This is a genomic window from Lysinibacillus sp. FSL K6-1151, assembly GCF_038630755.1.
In the GTDB taxonomy this organism is placed as follows: Bacteria; Bacillota; Bacilli; order Bacillales_A; family Planococcaceae; genus Lysinibacillus; species Lysinibacillus fusiformis_D.
This window is the reverse complement of record NZ_CP152040.1, coordinates 205,665-227,681: the sequence shown is the minus strand read 5'-3', so window position 1 is coordinate 227,681 and position 22,017 is coordinate 205,665. Positions and strand designations below refer to the sequence as shown.

General features: G+C 37.0%; 12 protein-coding genes and 1 riboswitch. Of the genes, 6 read left to right on the top strand and 6 right to left on the bottom strand.

Annotated elements, in window-relative coordinates; genetic code table 11:
- Positions 1-70: 70 nt before the first annotated feature.
- The 5 genes from MHI04_RS01070 (at position 71) to MHI04_RS01050 (ending at position 5,810) form a co-directional block, all read left to right on the top strand.
- Positions 71-1,027, top strand: coding sequence for an ABC transporter substrate-binding protein (locus MHI04_RS01070; RefSeq protein WP_342535282.1), 957 nt, complete (start codon positions 71-73; stop codon positions 1,025-1,027).
- Positions 1,028-1,124: 97 nt separating this feature from the next.
- Positions 1,125-2,759, top strand: coding sequence for an AraC family transcriptional regulator (locus tag MHI04_RS01065; protein ID WP_342535281.1), 1,635 nt, complete (start codon positions 1,125-1,127; stop codon positions 2,757-2,759).
- Between the two features lie 34 nt (positions 2,760-2,793).
- Complete coding sequence (locus MHI04_RS01060; RefSeq protein WP_058845286.1) at positions 2,794-3,981, top strand: helix-turn-helix domain-containing protein; 1,188 nt, start codon at positions 2,794-2,796, stop codon at positions 3,979-3,981.
- A 45-nt stretch (positions 3,982-4,026) separates the two neighbouring features.
- On the top strand, positions 4,027-5,013 hold the full coding sequence (locus MHI04_RS01055) for an ABC transporter substrate-binding protein (RefSeq protein WP_058845285.1): 987 nt from the start codon (positions 4,027-4,029) through the stop codon (positions 5,011-5,013).
- Positions 5,010-5,810: an alpha/beta hydrolase-fold protein gene (locus MHI04_RS01050; protein WP_036125805.1), complete on the top strand. Its 801-nt coding sequence runs from the start codon at positions 5,010-5,012 to the stop codon at positions 5,808-5,810. The genes MHI04_RS01055 and MHI04_RS01050 overlap by 4 nt, the downstream gene beginning before the upstream one ends.
- Before the next feature lie 47 nt (positions 5,811-5,857).
- On the opposite strand, the gene MHI04_RS01045 is transcribed toward MHI04_RS01050, so the two are convergent.
- The 6 genes from MHI04_RS01045 to MHI04_RS01020 form a co-directional block, all read right to left on the bottom strand.
- Positions 5,858-6,838: an ABC transporter substrate-binding protein gene (locus tag MHI04_RS01045; protein ID WP_342535280.1), complete on the bottom strand. Its 981-nt coding sequence runs from the start codon at positions 6,836-6,838 to the stop codon at positions 5,858-5,860.
- A 128-nt stretch (positions 6,839-6,966) separates the two neighbouring features.
- Positions 6,967-8,547, bottom strand: a complete 1,581-nt coding sequence (locus tag MHI04_RS01040; protein WP_342535279.1) for a helix-turn-helix domain-containing protein — start codon at positions 8,545-8,547, stop codon at positions 6,967-6,969.
- 802 nt (positions 8,548-9,349) lie between these two features.
- Positions 9,350-11,290: an AraC family transcriptional regulator gene (locus tag MHI04_RS01035; RefSeq protein WP_342535278.1), complete on the bottom strand. Its 1,941-nt coding sequence runs from the start codon at positions 11,288-11,290 to the stop codon at positions 9,350-9,352.
- 115 nt (positions 11,291-11,405) lie between these two features.
- Entirely contained in the window at positions 11,406-13,316 is a 1,911-nt protein-coding gene (locus MHI04_RS01030; protein WP_342504267.1) for an AraC family transcriptional regulator, read from the bottom strand.
- Positions 13,317-13,441: 125 nt separating this feature from the next.
- Positions 13,442-17,698: an S-layer homology domain-containing protein gene (locus MHI04_RS01025; protein WP_342535276.1), complete on the bottom strand. Its 4,257-nt coding sequence runs from the start codon at positions 17,696-17,698 to the stop codon at positions 13,442-13,444.
- A 656-nt stretch (positions 17,699-18,354) separates the two neighbouring features.
- The gene (locus MHI04_RS01020; protein ID WP_036128290.1) at positions 18,355-19,914 is read right to left on the bottom strand and encodes a sensor domain-containing diguanylate cyclase; all 1,560 of its coding nucleotides are present in this window, start codon (positions 19,912-19,914) and stop codon (positions 18,355-18,357) included.
- Positions 19,915-20,396: 482 nt separating this feature from the next.
- Between MHI04_RS01020 and MHI04_RS01015 the strand changes: the two genes are divergently transcribed.
- Positions 20,397-21,581 carry a CaiB/BaiF CoA-transferase family protein gene (locus MHI04_RS01015; RefSeq protein WP_101966944.1) on the top strand — a complete coding sequence of 395 codons (1,185 nt, stop codon included), beginning with the start codon at positions 20,397-20,399 and terminating at the stop codon, positions 21,579-21,581.
- 254 nt (positions 21,582-21,835) lie between these two features.
- A riboswitch (SAM riboswitch) is annotated at positions 21,836-21,944 on the top strand.
- The last annotated feature ends 73 nt before the right edge of the window (positions 21,945-22,017 follow it).

The window sequence follows — 22,017 nt, the reverse complement described above, 5'->3', positions numbered from 1 at the left end:
TTGTCCTTGGACAATGACTAAATTATGCTAATCTATATCGATAATGATTATCATTTATGGAGGAATAGACATGAAAAAATTAAATCGACATATGCTCATTTGTAGCCTATTACTACTGATGGGGATATTTATGGCTGCTTGTGGTTCAAGCAATGAAGAAACAAATAAAAAGGGGACAACAGCAACTGAAGCAACAACTCGTTTGTATAAGGATTATCTAGATCATGAGGTTGAAATTCCAGTAAATCCACAGAGAGTGGTTTATCATGGAGAAGGATACGGTGATTTGCTTGCATTGAATATCAACACAGTTGGTGCAGGCTTCTCCTGGATTACAAATTATGCTTGGGAAGATCGTGTAAAAGATGTAGAGGACGTTGGTTTTCCTATAAATGTTGAGAAAACATTGTCATTAAAACCAGACCTTATCATTATTGGTACTTCTGATGATAAGACATATTCACAGCTTTCTAAAATCGCTCCAACTATAGTGCTTGATACTTTCGCGCCTTTGGACCAACGTTTGACAGAGCTAGGCGATATACTTAATAAAAAAGATGAAGCAGCACAATGGATAGATGACTATACAGAAAAAGCAGATAAAATGTGGAACTCACTTGTAGCTGATGGTAGCGTTAAACCAGATGAAACGGCATCGGTTTTAACCTATTATCCAGGAGACCGATTATTTGTAATGGCACGTGCTGGACTTTCTCAAGTTTTATACGATTCAAACGTTCTTAAGCCTGGTGACAAAATACAAAAAATACTTGATGATGGAACAGGCTTTGCTGAAATCTCCACAGAACTTCTCCCTGAATATGCTGGTGATCGAATTTTCATCCTAACACCAGTAGATGATGAGGCGAAACAATCGACAAAAGAAATGATGGAAAGCCCGATCTGGAAGAACCTACCTGCTGTGAAAAATGGACATGTTTACACAATTGATATTCAAAAAAGTGATAGCGATGCCTCAACTAGAGAATGGCTGTTAACACAAATACCTACTATGCTAAAAAAATAAATAGCAAGAGACATTTCATCTTTGTTGAAATGTCTCTTTACTTTTTATACAATATAGTTAATTGATAATCATTTTCATTTAGCAAGGAAGTGAACAGATGGAAGACAATATTTCATCTTCTTTTAACAATAATTTACTATTTCATTTAGAAGATATCGACTATATTTCACAGAGCTATCCATTTATCTCAACTTCTCACCATACGATGATACTTTTTATGGATGGCTGTGGCACATTAACGATTGATGATATTCCCTATTTGGTGACGAAAGGGAAGATTTTTCTTATACAACCTCATTCTATGATAGATTTATCGGATCTAACGAAGCAATTCCATTTCTATAAAATAACTTTTACAGCTTTTCAGCTAAAACATGAGTACCCTTCTCCATATTTAGGAGCCCTTTTTTCTGATGAAGTGGAGTATACCGTTTACCCAAATACGCGCTTTATTCGTCTTACCGAAGATCTATATCATTTAAAGCCTAAATCAGATTATCTTAAACAACACGGAATCTTGTATGAACTATTAAATTTATTATTTGAACATCAGCTTCATGTGAATTACCAATTAACAATGACAAAGTCGGTTGAAGAAACGATTAACTATATACATAGCTACTATCAACAGCCTTTAACCGTGAAAAAGCTGTCAGAGCTAGCTCATATCGCTCAATGGCAATATAGCGCAATCTTTCAAACTTTAACAGGGAAAAAACCGTTAGATTATATTACAGATTTACGTCTTACCAATGCAAAGGAATTATTGCTACAAACAAATGAGCCATTAAAGGATATTGCACAGCAAGTTGGATTTGATGATGAATATTATTTTAATCGCCGCTTCCGACAAGTGATTGGGATTCCCCCAAAGCAGTTTGCACGGCAGTATAAGCAAAGAACAATTGTAAAAGATTGGACTGGACATGAGGTAGTCATCCCTTCCTCTCCTCATCGTATTATTTATCATGGAGAGACATTTGGCGATATGTTGATTTTTGATGTACAGCCAATAGGTGGTGACAAAAACTCTATTAGTAAATCTTTTTATAAAAACCATGTTCCGTACATTCAAGATGTAGCATTTCCAATCAATCTAGAAAAATCTTCAAAGCTTAATCCAGATTTAATCATTTTTACAAATAACGATGAACGGCAATATCAGGCATTATCGTCAATTGCTCCAACTATTACCCTAAATTCTTGGGATTCATTAGAAGAACGCATCCGTCTATTAGGACAATGGCTAAGCCAACAACAATGTGCAGAAAATTGGCTAACACGTTTTAAAATCCAAGAACAAACTATGTGGCAGCAGCTACAAACCGTTGTAGAGCCTGGTGAAACGGCATCAGTTTTGACCTTTGATCATGGTAAACGCCTTTATGTCATGGGCTGTACAGGTCTATCCCCTGCCCTTTTTCATCCAGATGGATTTCAGCCTCACCCGCAAGTAAAAAAATTACTTCAAGCAAGCATGGGGTATAAGGAAATACCGATAGACCACTTGCCTCAATACGCTGGTGATCGAATTTTTATGCTTTTATCTGATAAACCAGAATCGCAAAAGGCAACGATGGAATTGATGCAAAGTGATATTTGGAAAAGCCTCACTGCCGTACAAAATAACCACGTTTATTTAGTGGATGCAACAAAGTGGAATTATAGTGATGCCTTTACAAGGGAGAAGTTACTCGGTGCATTACCAAAGTTATTGGTTACTGCAAAGTAATTCCCATAATTATATACAAGGGGTGACATGTTACATGAAAACGGAAAGCATAACAGATAGAATGACAACTCAAATTTCATTAAAGGATATTCGAGATTATATTGCTAAAAACCATCATCAACCACTCACGATGGAGCATCTGGCACTCATTTCTGGTCTAAGTTCTAGCTACTTTGGTGAGGCATTTAAAAAGGCATTCGGTCAAAGTGCCACTGATTATTTAACGGAGCTGCGTATTGGACATGCTAAGCAGCTATTGCGTGATACAGATCTATTGCTTCGTGAAATCGCTAGAAAAGTTGGATACAGTGATGAATTTTATTTTAGTCGGAAGTTTAAAAAGGAAGTGGGGGTTTCACCTTCTGCTTTTAATAAAATAGCTCGTCAGCGAATCTCTACTTTTTCTGTTTCAGCTACCGGGAATTTATTAGCACTTGGCATCATACCTGTTGCAGCTCCATTGAATGCTAAATGGAGTCCTTATTATTACAACCATTACCAAGACAAAATTCAAGTGCATGTCAATATTTTTGATGCAGAGTCCGAAGACAACTTTAGAAAATTAGCCTCTGCTAAGCCAGACATTCACATTTTCCAAGAGGAGCCCTCCCTCTCCATGCTTGATTGGCTTCAAACAATGGGTATTAAAAATGTCTATATACAAGCTAAGGACTGGCGAACACAGTTAAGAGAGATAGCTGTTGCTGTCAAAAAACAAAGCGTGGGTGAGCATTTCATTCAAACATATGAACAAAAGGTATTACAGGCTAAACAAGATATCAAAGGAGTGACTGGGGAGGATACTTTTGCTGTTCTCCGTTTATGTGGCGACCAATTATTTTTATATTGTAATAAAGGCATTCAGGATGTGCTCTTTACGGATTTGCAGCTTCGTCTTGTTGATGCGCAACAACAAACATGTAACGAACCTATTACACTTGAACAGCTAGTAGATATAGATCCAGACCGTCTACTATTTATCATTTGCCCAGATTCGCCCACTCGGAATTATTGGCTCACTTTACAATACCTCGATCATTGGAAAGAGCTCCAAGCCGTAAAAAATGGACATGTATATGTTTTGCCATCAAATCCTTGGTTCGAATACTCTGCTATTGCTATAAACCGAATGCTAGATGAAATGTTGCTGATGTTAACCGGAAAAAATCCAAACCCTTTTCCTGTTTCCGTCCATGGTATCCTATCAGACAGTGATTTATAATTCCATTTGAGAATGATTATCAATGGAAGGAGACTTTGATGAACAATGAAACAAAATTGTCGTAATCACTGTCAAACGATTTTAAAATCTGCCTATATATTAGCGATGTTATTGCTTGCTATTGGCATACTTTCGGCATGCAATGACCAATCAAGTAATAAAGAAGAACAGGCTGACTCAGAAAATACGAAGGAGCAAAGTGTTTATCCATTAACAATAAAAGATGAGGTTGGCAATGATGTGACACTACCTGATAAGCCTACAAAAATATTTGCACCTGTTATGGAGGATTCGTTATTAGCTTTTGGCATCAAGCCTATTATGCAATGGTCGAATGGTGTTAAACCACAGCTCTATTTACAAGATCAGCTACAAGGCGTACCTGAAATTAGCTTTGCAAGTGGTCCCCCTTCAGCCGAATCAATTATGGCTAATAAACCAGATTTAATTATTTTGCACAATTCATTTTATGTGGAAAATGGCACATACGAAAAATATGCCAAAATTGCTCCAACCTATGTATTTAATAATGCTGCAAGCGATTTAGAAGGCTCTATTAAAATTTTAGGGCAATTACTTGATGAACCAGACAAGGCTGAGCAAGCTTTACAAGGCTATCAAGAAAAGGTGGATGCAGCAAAAACAAAGCTAGCCTCCATCACAGAAGGTAAAAAGGTTGCGTTAATTCGCTTTAATGCAAAAGGAATGTTTTTCATGACTGATGAGTATTTCAGTGGGTATGTCTTAACACATGAATTAGGATTTGAACAAAGCAGCTACGTGAAAAATGGTGCCTTTGAAGTATCATTAGAAATTCTACCTGAACTTGATGCCGATTATATTTTCCTAATCAATGATGGCAATCTTGGAGATGAATTTATAAATGAGTTGAAGGACAGTAAAATTTGGCAAAGTACAGCTGCCTTCAAACATAATCAAGTATTTGAAACATCCGAGGATTATTGGCTAAATGGTGGTATTCATGCACAAGGAAAAGTGATAGAGGATGTATTGGAGTTTTTAGCGCCATGACAACAATGACAAAGAAACCTTATACATCAGATAACTACTTTGAAGTTGCCATGACATCTCGTCAACAGCTTGACTATCGAATTTTAATTGCTGCCCCAACAGAAGCACCACCAGCAGATGGCTATACTGTTATATATGCCTTAGATGGGGACGCTCTTTTTCCAACGCTCGCTGAGGCAGTAAAATTACAAACACGTAAACCAAAAGGCTATGAGCCAATTCTTGTTATTGGGATTGGCTATCCCTCAAAGGAACCCTTTGATATGGAACGACGTTGCAATGATTTTACACTACCTGTTAGTGAAGCTCAGCTACCACCACGTCCAGATGGATCGCCTTGGCCTCCTAATGGCAAAGCCAATGAATTCCTAGACTTTATTGAGCATGAGCTAATGCCTGCTATCGCAAAGGAATGGCCAGTCAATAAGAAGAAACAAGCGGTTGTTGGTCATTCATTAGGCGGTCTTTTCACACTGTATGCTCTATGTGCGAGACCAAATTTATTTAGTCATGTAGTAGTCGGAAGCCCCTCTGTTTGGTGGGCTAACAATGCCGTACTAAAAGAAATAGACAAATTTGCTGAAACTTGGAACAGTCAGCATACTATTAATCTCTTACTTACAATCGGCGCTAACGAGCTGCCAGATATGCTTGAAGGAGCTGATCAAGCAGCTGAACAAATGAAGCGTTTAAGCGACAAAAACATTCTTACTGATTATGTGAAATTTGATGAGGAGGACCATGTGAGCGTCCTCCCTTGTATGCTTAGTCGTCTTCCCCGTTTTTTGGATTCCTAGTAGAAGACCCAAGTGGTAATTTATCCACTTGGGCTTTTTTGTAGCATTTACTTCTCTTGCTCTAAATGGTTCTTTAACATTTTAGCAATTTCTTCAACCTGTGATTCCACTGCAATTGGATCATATGGCCAGAAACGTTCGGGATTTAAGTAGAATACTTTATTATTTTTAACTGCATCAATCGTTGACCATACAGGGTCATTCTCATCAAATTCCGCTTCTCCTGAAATGTCTAAAAAGATATAGTCACCTGCATAATCTGCAATCTTTTCCTGTGAAATACTCAGTGCATTAATTTTTGGCTCAATTAAATCCTTGCGTACTAATTTCGGTGGTGTTAAACCTAGCTGCTGATAAATTGCTTGTCCACCACGATTTACACCATCACCATAGACATAAAAATCCTTTCCAAACGGACCCATAAGAGAAAAAGTCGTTCCTTCTCTAATTAACCCTTTAATAGAGTCCTTTGCCTTCGCTACTTTTTTATCAAATTCTTTTAGCCATTCTTCGGCTTCCTTCTCTTTTCCTAAAATCTCCCCAAAAGCTCTCATTTCGTCATGAACTTCATGATATGTACCATAAGGGATGACCAATGTTGGGGCAATCTTACGGAATTGCTCATTTAATTTTTCATCTCCTCCAACCGTGACTATTAAATCTGGTTTAAGTGATAAAATTTTTTCAACCGAGCCTCCATCAATTTGACCAATATCTGTGATCCCTTCACTTAATTCCATAGTATAAGGGCTTTCCATTTCCCAATATGGTGCACCGACTGGTTTAACATCAAAAACTAAAAAATTTGCTAAATACCCTTGCGTAACGATTCGTTGAGGATTGGCAGGTATTTCAACATCACCATCAACTGTTTTAATAATTTTTGTATCTGTTTCTGAATTACTTTTTGACTCTGACTGAGGGCTTTCTGAATTGCTTTTTGTCGCCTTGCTACAGCCACCTAAAACAATTAAAATCAACAGTAGCATCATTAACCCTATCCAAATTCTTTGCCTAGCCTTGACCATTTGTTCCACTCCTATCGATAATGATAATCTTTCTCAATCAATATCCTTATCGTAATGGTCTCTTCTTCAATCGTCTATTTCAAAATGTGAGAACTTGCATATGGACAAAAGTGACATTGGCTTCATTATTAATGATTATATAGCTTTTCTAGCATAATACTAAGTTGTTTTTCTAGCGTTAATCCATCATTGCACCAAAAATCATTCAGCTTAATTGGATAAATGCTCCTTGTTGGATCTTCAAATAGCTGCTTCCAAGCTTTATGCTTTAATAACTTATTTGGGAAATCTTGATAGTAATCTTCTGTGAGGACAACAAACATGTGGTTAGCAGCGTAGTCAGACAATATATTTCCCTCTATAAAAAGATGACTATTTACTTCTAGCACCTCTTGCTGAATACGTGGAGGAGGAGTTAACTTTAAGCCATTATATAAATTAAAGGTAGCTCTTGCAGTGGTATTCCAAATACATATTGTATGATCCTCCCATACCTCATATAAACCTACTGTTTCATGAGGTTGTATAATGAATTCGAGCTTAGCAACTGCTGTATGTGTAATGGATTGATAATGCTCAACCCACATCGTTGCCTCTGCCTCACATCCAAGAATTTTCCCTATAAGCTTAACTTCTTCAAGTCGATCTAATTGATTCCATGGCAAAACCAAAATGGGTGCAAGTTGCTCCAATTTTTCTAACTTGCCTGGACAATAATATAAATATTCAGGCACAATGATTAGGTCGATGTCCATTTTCTCCAGTTGATGAGTTCTATCTTGCTCCAGATCAATCGTACCACTAAGCTCACGATGTATAAGCGGTGATACTTCCCATGGTGTAAAAGGAGCAGCAATTGGCTGTATGCCTAAAGCAAGTAAATCACCACTATATTGGAATGCTACAATACGTCTCGGCTTTGGTCTATACCGATACTCACTTGGCGATACACCAACAATTTGTTTAAACTTTCGGCTTAAATAGAGTCCATCTGTATAGCCAACTTTTCTCGCAATCTCGTTCAATGTGGCATCCGTTGAAAGAAGATACATTTTGGCTTTGTCTATTCTCACTCTCATCAAATGGTTCGAGAAACTACGCCCTATTTGTTGTTGAAACAATCTTGAAAAATAACTTGGATTAAAACCCATAAGCTCTGCTAATTGTGATCGATTTAGATTTTGATCATAATGGCGATTGATATATGCTAGAGCTTCTCGCATAATCAAATCTACTTTCTCTTTATACGGCTTTAAAGCTTGGATAAATAAATGTAATATTTCCTCCAACAAAAAATTTTGTCTACTATGAAAATGCTGTTCACCTACGTCTATCTCACCTACAAGTTCTTGAAGAAGAGTAACAGCACGATACGATAATGTTTCTACACTAGCAATTGAGCCATGGGCAGGCAATTGTTTATGATCGACACGATAAAGCAATAAATCAGCATTTTCTTCAGTAAGACTGTACATTTGAAAAGATACAATGTATAAATGAACAACTTGGTGATTTGCTTTTTCTAACTTTGCTATTTTTCCCGCACTAAGATATATCATTTCATTTTTATCTAAACATAACCATTTTCCATCTAAGGAAATTTTGGTAGCAACGCCGCAAGCTAATAAGGTTGGAAATTTTGTATGAAGTGAATATGTATTAACCTTTTCTTTCCATTCAATTATTGCTGTGTCCATTAATCTATACATTTTGCATCCACCTTAATATAATTGAAACAATCATTATAGAGTCATTATAATTGATAATAGTTATCATTAAAAGTCAAGCAAATATAGATAACTATAATTGCTTGACTTAGTGTTGAAAAACAAAACCATCCATAGAATTTATGTGAAAGGTGAAAAAGGATTTCCGTTGCAGGCTACTTGCTTTCCTATGGGCGAGCGCCGAGCCGCTTCCTCCGCTACCGCTCCGTGCAGGGGCTCGCCTGTCTCGCTATCCCACGGGAGTCAAGTAGCCTTCCACTCCAATCCATAAAATAAAAATGTTAACTTTTTAGCAAAAAAGGGAAGGTATTCATTACTCTTTTATGGAGGGGTGTTGTCACACATCACTTTTAATGGCTATTTTGTTCAGGAAAAGACACTTTTGCAGAATGGTTGATTGGAGTGGAGCCAGCGTCACTCCTAGGGGATTTAGCATCACAGAGGAGACCCTGGAGCGAACGCAGTGAGTGAAGCGGCTCATCGGACGCCCCCTGGAAAGGACGCTGGCGGAACGGAAATCAACCCCTCGCCTTACCAAATTGCTTATTATGCCGTTGACATTACCTTTTTTCAACAACAAGTCAAGCAAATATAGATAACTATAATTGCTTGACTTTCATAGTTTATCGTATTTAATTCTTTAGAAAAGCCAGCTATTTCTCTAACAGTTTTGATAGTCCTCTTTACTATCTATTGCCCCTGCTGGATGATGATTTGATAACGTCTGCCTTTATTTAGCAAACACAAAAAAGGCTAAGGATTTCCCCGAGCCTTTCTAGTTTACTTATTTTTTCAGTATATTTGGAAATTCCTCTAACAGCATGTTACTTGTTGTCATATCATCATAATTCCATTTATCCTCAATAAAGTGAACTTTATTGTTCTTCACGGCAGGTAAGGAGTTCCACAATGGCTCTTGTGTTAATTCATCAAATGCCTTTTGTGCCTCTTTATCTCCAGAAATTAATACAAATAATTGATCACCCACAAGTGTCTCATGCAGTGTTTCTTTAGTAATTTCAATATATGGCCCACTATTTGGCTGTAATGCCTGTACCTTTTCGTCCATAGTATATCCTTTGTCTTGATACAGCAAGCCTGCTACTCCGCCTGTTTTCATCACGAACATTTTTTTATTCCAAAAAAATTGGAATACGACAGCCGTTTCTCCTTCAGTCACCTTACCATCTGCGCGAAGCTGTTCCCACATTGCATCGGCATCTTCATTATATTTCCTCAGTAGCTGCTCTCCCTCTTCCTTTTTACCAACAATATCAGCAACGACTGGGAATCGATCCTTTAATGGCTGCATACCATCGAAAACAACGGTTGGTGCAATTTTAGAAGCTTCTTCGACCTCATTATCCATAATATATGACAGCATAATCAAATCGGGCTTTAACGTCAGTACCTTCTCTAAATTTGTTGGAAAGCCTATATCTGTTGAACTAATTTTCCCGTTATCTTCTAAAACACCGCTCTCGATGAAACGACGATCTACCCCAACAGGCTCTATACCTAATGCTATTAAATCACCAATTGCATTACCCTGAAGGACAATTCGTTCTGGATTTGTAGGAATGTCTACTTCTGTCCCTTGAAGGTCTTTGTAAACCCTTGTCTCAGAAGAGCTAGCTGACTGACTTTCTACTACAGTCTGATTTTGTCCAGTAGTTTCATTGTTTAGATTAACAGTACCTCCCGTACATGCTGATAATAGTAACGTAATACAAAGTAGTGCCATTGCTGTGAATGAAGCTCTTGAACCTCTATGCATATGTATAACTTCCTCTCGCTTATATTGATAATGATTATCACTATCAATATATCGCCATATTGGTCTCCAAACAATGGACGATTCAATGCTATTTTGAGGACGATGTATAGCATTTTTTCTTTCTTGTTTTCTAAAGCGTAATGGCGTAACACCCCTATGCTTTTTAAAAAGACGGCTCAAATAATAAGGGTCCTTATAGCCCACATTTTCGGCAATTTCCTTCAATGTGGCATCCGTTTCTACTAATAAATTTGCCGCTATATCAAGGCGAATCTGAATCAAATAGTCAATTACACTATAACCCGTTTTCTTTTTAAAAATGGACGCTAAATAAGGAACGCTATAATTCAAATTGGCTGCAATAGATTCTAGTGTCAAAGCCTGTGCATAATGCTCTTGTAAATATTTCATTACCTGTCCTACAAGGTCGGGCTTCATCATATCTATACCTTGGCTATGTAGTTGCTGTAGCAGATTATGAACAAATTGATAGAATAATGATTTCACATGAAAGCGATCTATTCCACCAGACTTCCTCCACTCCTGCTCCATCAATTTAACTTTGTGAAAAATAGCAATCGGGTAACTGGGTATATAGCTATATTGCAGTTGAAATGGATTACTTTTATCCATTAGGCGTAATACTTCCGGGCGCATAGGATTAGGCATGGTCGCTTTATAAAAAATCAAATAATACGCCAACTCATCCTCCGTTAGAAAAATATCTAAAATAGTCCCTTTGCTACCATGTATGACTTGAAACTGCTGAATAATATACTCGATTTGATTGAGCTGAACTTGCGCCCTTCCTCGAGAAACAAAAATAAAGCCATTAGCTGGCATTTTATAAGACTGTAATGTTTCTCCCATCCTCATAATCTGATGCCGAACATCTAGCACTTTGATAGCAGCATGATCCCACAGGTATATATGGTCATCAACATTCATAATGCACATAATTCCTCCTACCTATCTTTTTTACTACTATCATTATAATTGAAAATGATTCTCAAATGAAAGCCAAACTACATTGATGGTAGTTTGGCTTCCGAAAATATTCATGTTATTCATTTTTATGCATTTTGTTAAAGGCTTCTACTACAATATCAAGCTGCTTCTCTAATGAAACGGGATCATTAAAGTAGGAAGCATCACTATCTAATATAGTGACCTTGTTATTTTTCACCGCAGGTAGCTCATTCCATAAAATACTTTCCTTTAGAAATGCAAGTGCTGTATCTTCTACAAAAATAAAATCTCCTGCATAATCCAGCAAACGTTCAATGGAAAATGCAACTCCCCATTCTTTCGACTCAAGTGCTTCTTTTTGAACCAAGGCTGGCGCATTTAGCTGGAACTCCCCATAAATAATTTCTCCACCTCTAGAATAATGATCACCATATATGTAAACCTCTTTGTCAGTACCACCCATTAGAGAAACGGTCTGATCTCCAACAACCTCTTGGATAGTTGACTTGTTGTCGGCAATTTTTTCATCCCAATTATTTATCCATTGAGCGGCTTCTTTTTCTCTATTAAGCATCTTACCAAACTCTACTAATTGTTCACGGTAACTCATGGCGCCATACTTAATGCCAACAGTTGGCGCAATCTTTTCAAAGTTTTCAAAGCCTTCCATGCCATCAAAAGCAATAATTAAATCTGGTTTCAATTCCAAGATTTTTTCAATCGATTTGTTGTCACCAATACTTTCAATGCCATCTATTTTACCTTCAAAATAAGGATTACTTAACGCAAAATCAGACATACCAATAGGTTTAATGCCCAATGCCAATAAATAACCCGCATAACTGTCTGCTACAACTACAATACGTTTCGGATTTTTGGGAATCTCCACTTCTCTATTCGCCGCCTTATAAACGATGGTTGCTTGTGTTACTTCGGTAGTCTGTCCTTGTGTCTTGGACTGTGGGTTTGTGCCATTCGAACAAGCACCCAATAGTAGTGTTAGACAAAGCAATACTATCGCTGCAAAGTTTGTTTTATGTTTCTGAGACATTGGAATATTTTCTCCTTTTTTATATTGATAATGATTATCATTAACAATATATCGTTGAAACATTTCCCCTTCAATAGAGGATTCCATGATGATTTGTGGAGTATCTTCTAGTATGCCTTGTTCCATTACTCGTTTTCTATATTTCCCTGGTGATATTCCTAGATGTCTTTTAAAAATACGATTAAAATAATGAACATCTGTATAGCCAACACTTGTCGCAATATCCTTTAAAGACACGTTTGTTGATTTTAATAGAGCTACAGCCTTTTTCATTCTTGTATGCATGACATATTCGATAAAGCTATAGTTGGTCTCTCTTTTAAATACTGCCGATATATGTGATACACTGTAATTTAAATGCTCTGCAAGAGACTCTAGCTTTATCGAATCTGCATAATGCTCATCCACATACCTCTTTATTTGACTTACTAAATCTGTTTCTTTTACATAGCTCTCTTGGCTACATAACTCTTGATATATACTTAATATAATTTGATAGAATAATGTTTTAACTTGCAAACGTTCCAGCCACCGTGATTGTTGCCAGCTTTCGTACATAAGCTGCACTTTTTCATAAATAGTTACCGGATATTTCGGTACCAAGCTAAACTGGATTTGAAATGCATTTCTTTTCTCAAACAGCTGAAGAATCCTTTGACCAACAGGATAAGGAACAGAACCTTTATAAAAAATAAGGTAGCACTCTAGTTCATTAGTTATTTGATTAATTTCTAAAGCTGCCCCTTTACCGCTATGTATCATTTGAAACTGAATCACGTGATAATTAGTTTGATCCAAATGCACTTGCGCTGTTCCACGCGTGATTACTATAAGTACACTTGTTGGCAATTTATAAGGCTGTAATGTATCCCCTATCCTCATTACTCTATGACGAACGTCTAATACCTTGATAGAAGCGTAATTCCAGAGTAGTAGATGTTCTTCTATATTCATGTCGACTTTCACCCTCCTTCACTATGTATTATAAATGATATTGATTATCATCCACTTTTAAAATAACGTGTTTAAGTAAATAAAAAACACTAGCTATTAGAATTGATAGCTAGTGTTCTTATATTCTATTGAGTTCTAGGTTGGATTAAGACATAGTTTGGAGCTGTTGGAGATGTAGATTCCTTCGCATAAACTATATTTCCGTATTTATCCTTCGTAAATAAATATATTTTTTGATCCTTTTGGAATATGTTTGTAGAATTTGGATCAGTGCTTGTTTGAATAGCCGTAAATGTTTTTTCAGAACTTGCATCTGAAGGTTTTGTTATTTGTCCCTTACCATAAGATATTATTCCTCCGCCAGGAATGTCTGTGTAATTACTGCTATCAGCTCTTTCGATAATATCTTTAATATTAGCTATTGTTAAGTCACCCTGGTTTTTTGAAAGAACTGCATAATAGTAATGCTGATTCCATGTTATATCTGCATCTAAGTTAGCAATAACTCGAACCTGCTTAGAAATATTTAAGTCACCTGGGTACTGTATATCAGGTACTAACGTTGCTGAAGTAATTGTATTCACTTTTGTTGGATATTTGTATTCTGCTTTTAATTTACTGAATGCCCATCCGCCTTTATCCTTCGCGGTAGCATTGATTGTCATATCAAAGCTTTGTGTAACTTCATTTGCAAATGTTAGTATCATTTTACGTGGCTTCCATTCATCAATTTCATCTACCTTATCCTGCCACTTCCATGAAGCATAAGTAGGAGTAATTGCAGTGCCTGTTTCAGGATTCACTAATTGGAAATCTGAGTCTTTTAATTCAATAGCCTCAGAAAAAGTCACTTCTAATGTTTTTCCATCAAGCTGTTTAACGATCGGATCCTCTACCTTTGGTGGTGTACCATCTGAGAAGAATTTATATGCCATTACACCTTTGTCAGTTTCGCCTGGTGTCAAAGTAATTGTTTTATTTTGCTGTTCATCAAAAGTATATACTTTTGACTCTGTACCTACTTGAAGCATTGTTGCATTTTTATATCTATCTTTTACCGCAACATAAAGCTCATAATTTTGATGGGGTTCTAAAGAGGTAAAATTAATTTCATTAGTACCCTTTCGCATATTGCTAGCTCTTCCTCTTTCAATAACCTCCTCAGCACTTGAAGGTACTGGAACTGTTGCATCGCCAGCTTTTCTAAGAATATAGTGATACGTACCATCTTCATCTGACATAAATTTGAAGGTAGCATTCTTATCTCCTTGAGCTATCTTTATCGATGTATTTTCAATTTTCGGTGGTGTTTGGTCATCGATTACATGTCTAGTCTCAATATCTGAAACATTTCCTGAACGATCGCGCAATACCATATAGATAGAGTAGCTCTTAAACGGATTTAAATTTGCTGTTGGTAATGGGATTACTACCTTTTGTTTTCCTAGTTGAGCAGGTTTATTACCTCCGCTCCCAACAATATCGATTTCTTCTGTTCCAACCTTAAATTTTGTTTCATTTAATTGGACAGCTTCAATTAAACGTAAGCGGTCATCACGTGTAAGAGTTATATCTGACTCCATAATTAGATAATGATACGTTCCTGCTTTTGAAGCATTAAACTCAAGAAGTGTTTGGTCCTTTGTATTATTAATTACTGGTTCTCCTATAATTGTGAGGACTGGTAATTCAATATCGTTATGAATGTATTCGGCTGTGTTTCGCGGAACAGTATTATTTGGAATGTTATTGATATTTTCAAATTCGATATCAGCCAAATCTTTAACATTCGGTGATATTGTAACAACTAGATTATCCCCGTTTACAAAGCCTGTTAGTGATGGAATGGTGAAAATTAATCTTTTCTGAGCTTTATTATAGACAACCTTTGTAGGATGTATCGGTTGCTGTGCACCTTGATTGACTATCCCTGTACCTGAAAGATCATAGTTCTCTATTTTTTCAGCAGAAATAGGATCTAAATCCTCACTCACGGTTAGATAAAATTCATTTTTAATCTCATCTAGTAATACAAGTTGTCCACCTACAACATATGGTGGGATATTATCAAGCTCACCAGTTTTAAACTCTTTAACCGCCTCTTTAGGTATAGGATCTACCGAGAAGTTGCCTGAATCATCCTTCATGACAACATAAAGTTGATATTCGGTTTCAGCATCTAATTCTGTTAAAATTCCTGTTATTCCAAGTTCTCCAGCTTTTGCTTTCCCTTTACCTGTTGGGTTTGCGACGATATCTGCCGTCGTCGGGTCAGCTGCTGTTGTTTTCTTACGTACATAATAGTAATAATCTCCAGGTTCACTTGCTGCAAACTTGAATTCAGCACGTGTTCCTCCATGTAAAGGCGTAACTTGTAGAGATTTAACTACTGGTGGAGTTGCATCTTTCATTTGGAATGCTTGAGAGACAATATCAGATGCATTTTTCGAGCCGTCTACAACCATGATGTAGATGACATATTCTTTTTTCTCACCTAGATTTGACACTTTTATTGAGTTTGTGCCTTTGATTGCTGCACTACTTCCGTATGCAACGTTTTCAATTGAAAGATGGTTTACCATTTCACGTTTATTAGGTGCCTCTGCTCCCTTTTCACGCACAATATAGTAGTACGTACCTACCTCATCAGATGTGAAATCTGCTTGAATCTCACTGCCATTGAGCACTTTGACATTTGTAATACTTACAATAGGCTTTGTTTTATCATCTGGATTCTGATTCTCGTTTTCGTCTTTATCGATTGGTTTGCCATCTGGATCTGTGATATTTCCGATATTGTCTTTATCATCTAGGAAATCATCAAAGATATTATTTGGAGATTCATCTTTAGGTAAAATGACTTTGTCGATATACGTATAGTCCCCAATGTCAACCTTGCCGTATGAATTATCAACATATAGAGTACCGATACGGCCATCTATATACAGCTCTAAATCTGTATAACTGTTGTAGTTTATCCAATCAATATTGCCATCTCCATAGATCGTTAACTTTGTTTCGGTATCCAGATTTAATGTTCCAATATAGCCTTGAATTTCAAATTCGCGAACACTTCCGATGATGTCTACACGTGGTAGTTTCATATTGGATTCGATTTTTGTCCCTGTTTGTGATACTACTAGTCTCGAAACAGTGCTGTTATAAAATTCAAGATGCTTTTCAACATTTTTCATTTCTTGTTTTTCTTTTGACCAGTTGACAAATGGCTTATCTTTATCAGGATTTTGGTTCGTCCAATTTTGAAGATCGTTTGTTGAATTGTTATTAGATGGACCATCGCCTTTAGTATTATCTGGATTCGACCAGTTGATAAAAGAAATATTATTGCTCGCCACACGCCCAATGGATAATGGTTGATTGTTAGTAGCACCTAAATGCAATGGTGGTCGAACTGTTTCATTGACAAACATAGTACCTGTCATCTTCAGATTCGAAAATTCAATATAGTTGCCATTAACTACAATGGTTGCACCTAATGAACCATAATCACCATCAAAATCAAGGAATCTTGAGCTTGTTCCGCTTGCATTTAATGTTAGTTTAGAGATGGATCGAACCTTCTTACCAGAAAGATCACCCTCAATATAAGCACCCTTTAAGACAGGTGCATTATCGTCATTAAAAATATGTGAAAGACTTTCTGGAACTGCATAGGCTTCACCATTTATATAAACGGCATCATCATCTACATCTATGATTTTGAAAGATGTTTCATTGTTCTTTTTCTCTTGTGAACGAACCACAAAAGAAGCAAACTGTCCGCGATTTACAGCATCAAACGGAGAGAATGTCACAGGTGTTGTGCCTTCAGTAATATTTAAATCGATAAGTGTTTGAATATAGATAGCATTGCTTGATTGGCTATCTACATCTTTAAAAATATTGTTGTAACTAGGAGATACCTCCAAATGGAATGCTAATACTAATATTTTTGCTAATTCGCCACGAGTCATCACTTCGTTTGGCATAAATGTGCCATTAGAATACCCAGACATAATGCCCGCGTTTTGCAATGCTGCGACAAATTTATAAAATTCGCTACCCTTCGGTACATCTTTATAATAAGGATTTTGGACATTTCTCATATCCAATTTTAATGCCGTTGCAATCATTTTTGCTGCTTGTCCACGTGTTACATTGACATCCGGACGGAAGGTTTTATCGGCAAACCCGTTAATCACACCCTGAGAATATAATTTTAATATATCGTTATAATGAACTGAGTATTGGTCGATGTCTGTAAAGGGAGAAGTAGCCGCTGCCGCTTTTTGTGGTGGAGGTACTACAACAGCAATCCCACTTGTAGCAAATACTGTTGCTATCAAGGCTTTATTTACTTTTTGGATTTTAGATTTATCCATCCCACTCTTCCTTTCGCTTATGTATTTTGATACGTACAAATATCATTTCCTCATACTCTTTATATCGGCTCGTAGCTAACGAACCTTCATAGATAAATCTAAATTAGTCAGGTAAATTTCTTGATTAATCAAATGACCTTTCTATTTCTGAAATGGTGATTAATTTTTCAGTTTGCTAACTGAGTGATTCGCCATTTTGACTCACCTTTCTATTTCTTTTGGAATGATAGCCCTTCTTAATGAGCATCTTTTCCCACTTTTAGAACGGGCTCTACACTTTGACGAGCTCTTCCATGTGATATCACCACTTCTCTCCTCTTCAAACCATTGTGGCCACGTTTGACCCTCACTAATAACAAAATAAATTCCCTTCATCCACACAACAAAAAAGCCAAGGAGCATCGGTGCTCGCTTGGCTTTTCACGATATATAGGCATACATCTAGTCGTCCTTGGGGTGTCATAAGGGAAAGGGGGATAACCTTACGTCTTGTCAAGTCGATCAAGAGATGTGACCCGAGTTACATATCATTTGAACATGGTTTAGGAAGTCATATGGCGGATGACTTACAAGTAGCTTGCCCAAATGATGTTTGCATTAATCAATTACCCCGAAATTCAAAATTGTAAGCCCCTTTGTTTCATTTTTTACTGCATTTATATTTCCGCAACCTTTACTTGATTGCGTCCCTCTTGTTTCGCAAGGTATAGTGCATCGTCAGCTGCTTTAATTAGTTCCTCTGTTGAATCTGCCATTGCTGGATAGGCAGCTATTCCTGCAGATAATGTTATGGGTCTGCCACATGGACTTTCTGTTGTTGCCAAAATTTCTCGTAGTTGTTCAGCCACTTGTGCTGCCTCTTCTGCTGCCGTATTTGGTAGCAGTATGACAAATTCCTCGCCACCATATCGACAGCATACATCTCCTTCACGAGCCACAGCTTCCATATGACTGGCTAAAAATTGCAAAACTTTATCGCCTACTGCATGACCATATGTGTCGTTCACACTTTTAAAGTGATCTAAATCTAGTAAAATAATTGCATGTGGTACATTGTTCGTTAACCATTCGGCAAGCATCGAATCCATTGTACGTCGATTCGTAACTCCCGTCAGTGGATCAACAGTAGATTGATCCTTGAAAAACGAGACCTGTCCATGTAAAAATGATAAACTCCGAACCAAGGCATTCTTCAAAGAATAAGCTTCAAAGTACCATCCACTTACAGATTTTAAACCTTCTACATTTTTCTTATCTAAACTTTCCTCCGTTAAATTTGCTAGTTGCTGCAAAGGGTTGGCAATGCGTGCTGCCGCCCAAAGTACAATGATAATAGATAGAATCATAAGGGGTACAGATTTAATAATGACTTCCTGCACACGATCAAAGGAAGGGGCTAGTGCTACGTCTAAAGGTTTCTGGGCGACAACGCCCCATCCTGTTGATGGGACTGTACTATAGCCAGCAAGCATTTTCACTCTTTCTGTGTTCTCAACAAGTTGAGCACCACTCTTTCCTGATATCACCGATTGAACGACTTTATTTTTCGTTACCACATCATTAATCCGACTTGGGTCTTGATGATAGATAACACGTCCATCTGAATCAACTACATATACGTAAGAGCCGTCCTTACTATAATGCTCTCCCAGTAAAGTTTTAAAGGCATTTGGTTCCTTTAAATAAATAGTCCCTGCTATCATTCCTAAATACTCATTGGAGTCGGAAAAAATAGGATGAGAAATAAAAATGATGAGACGTCCTGTCATCGCCTCATATGGTTTAGAGATAAGTGGTGTCCTTTTGGATAACGCCTCTTTAGCACCGATTGATGTTAAAATTTCTCCCTTTATTTCAATAGATGGTGGAGAGACGGATAAAACCAATCCTTCTGCATTTGTTATTACTACAGAATTAAACATTTGATTTTGCAATCTCAAACGTTCTGTTTCCTGATTCAATGCTTGCGCATCGTCCATCTTTGCTTGTATCTGAGTTGCACTATAACCTAATATTTGGAAAGATTCATGTAGATAAGAATCCGCAGTAGATGCCAATTTTTGAGCATAAACCCTATTCGTTTCTAGTGTATTTTCCTTTATCGAGTCAATATTCATTCTGTATCCGCCCCAAACACTACCAAGGCTCGTGAAAAAGAATGCTGCCATCGCAACTCCCATAATTAAATGCTTTAGTTTTAATTGATGTGATTTCATTTCTTCTCTCCTATTTACGTTAATTTTATATGTATTTTTTGAGAGATACTTTATTAATAAATGGGGTAATAGTATCATTTCCAAATTGCGTAAGAAGAATCCAATACACCACTAGGATTGTATCAATAAAAAGGGTCGTATCATATAGCTAGCTAGTAAACAAAATTCTACAATTTATTTTCTTAAATTAAATATTCTAACAACTGACAACTATTGTCTGAAATTTGATAAAAAATCTAAATTCTAAATTTTTTTACTTTTATTGTTATTCTGACATATGAAAGTTGAAATGTTTATTTTATAATGAAAAATAGCATAGGCAAGTTAAGGTCTATTCTGTTATAATACTCTTTAAAATAAAATAAACTGTATTAATACAGAATCGAACGTTACGCTTTTCACACAATGGGGATTATGAGAAAAGCGCTACGCTTCCATCAATGGGATGGTCGTGTAGCCTACACAAAAAGGGGTTGGAAGATTTGGGCATTTTACAAGGGTTAAAAATTCTCGATTTTTCTGCATTACTACCAGGGCCAATGGCGACAATGATTTTTGCTGATTTAGGAGCAGATGTCATCCATGTTGAATCTTCAAAGCGCGTTGATTTAACACGAATTATGCCTCCCTATGATGAAGATCATGAGGCTTACATTCATCAACATTTAAATCGATCTAAAAAATCAATTACATTAAATCTTAAATCACCAGAGGCTATAGACATTGTAAAATCACTGGTGCAAGAGTATGACGTTATTATCGAAGGTTTTCGGCCTGGTGTCATGCAACGCCTTGGCATTGGCTATGAAGCTCTAAAGGAAATAAATCCAAAGGTTATCTATTGTGCGATTACTGGTTACGGACAAACTGGACCTTATAGCAATCGACCTGGACACGATAATAACTATTTATCTTTAGCAGGCTTACTCGATTATTCACGCCATAAGGATAAAAAGCCTGTCTCCATGGGGGTTCAACTAGCTGATATAGCTGGAGGGACAATGCATGCCGCAATTGGGGTACTGGCTGCTGCCCTTCATCGTGAAAAAACAGGCGAAGGACAATTCATAGATATTAGTATGACAGATGCTGTCTTTTCGCTGAATGCTATGTATGGTGCTGCGTTTATTGGGGGTGGTCGTGTACCACAGCCAGAGCAAGAAATTTTAAACGGAGGCAGTTACTATGATTTTTACAAAACAAAAGATGGACGCTTCTTCTCTGTCGGTAGCTTAGAACCTCAATTTCGTAAACTGCTCTGTGAAGCACTCGACATTCCTGAGTTGATTGATAATACCTTTAATGATTCTTACTATACGCAAATACGCTTTAAAGAGGCTGTTCATGATGCCTTTCTATCAAAGACATATGAGGAATGGCTTGAGGTATTTAACGAGGATTTTGAAGGTTGTGTAGAGCCTGTACTCACTTTTCCAGAAGCATGTGAGCATCCACAGTTGAAGGCTCGCGGCATGATCGTCGATATTCCAAAAAGCGATGGCACCATGCAACAGCAAATTGCTTCTGCCTTTAAATTTGATGGCACTGAGCCTGAGTACAAGTATGTCGGTGCCAAGCTTGGAGAGCATAATGAAGAAGTATTAACTGCACTTGGCTATAATGATGAACAAATTGCTAGTTTACGAGAAAAGGGCGTTTTAGAATAACGGAAAGGTTCAATTTGGAAGTAGGCAATTTTCAAATTGAACCTTTTTATGGCTGCCTGCTCATTGACATCCTCAGTAACATAAGCATAAATTATTTCACTAGAAAAAACGCGGCTACCAATGTACTCCTGCTGTTATAACAGTAAATGGATTTATTTTTCTAATAAAACTTTTTAAAAGAAATGTTGACATATAATTCATCAAGCATTATAGTATTGTTTAAATCTTAACAGACAATTAAATACGATAATTTCTTCTTATCCAGAGAGACTGAGGGACAGGCCCAATGAAGTCTCGGCAGCGGGTTATTAACATAATACCGTGCCAATTCCTGCAAATGTACTTACATTTGAAAGATGAGAAGGAAGTAGTTTCTTCAATAGTGGGGACCTTCCTTTTTTCTTAATCGATAAGAACAAAAGGAAGGTCCTTTTTG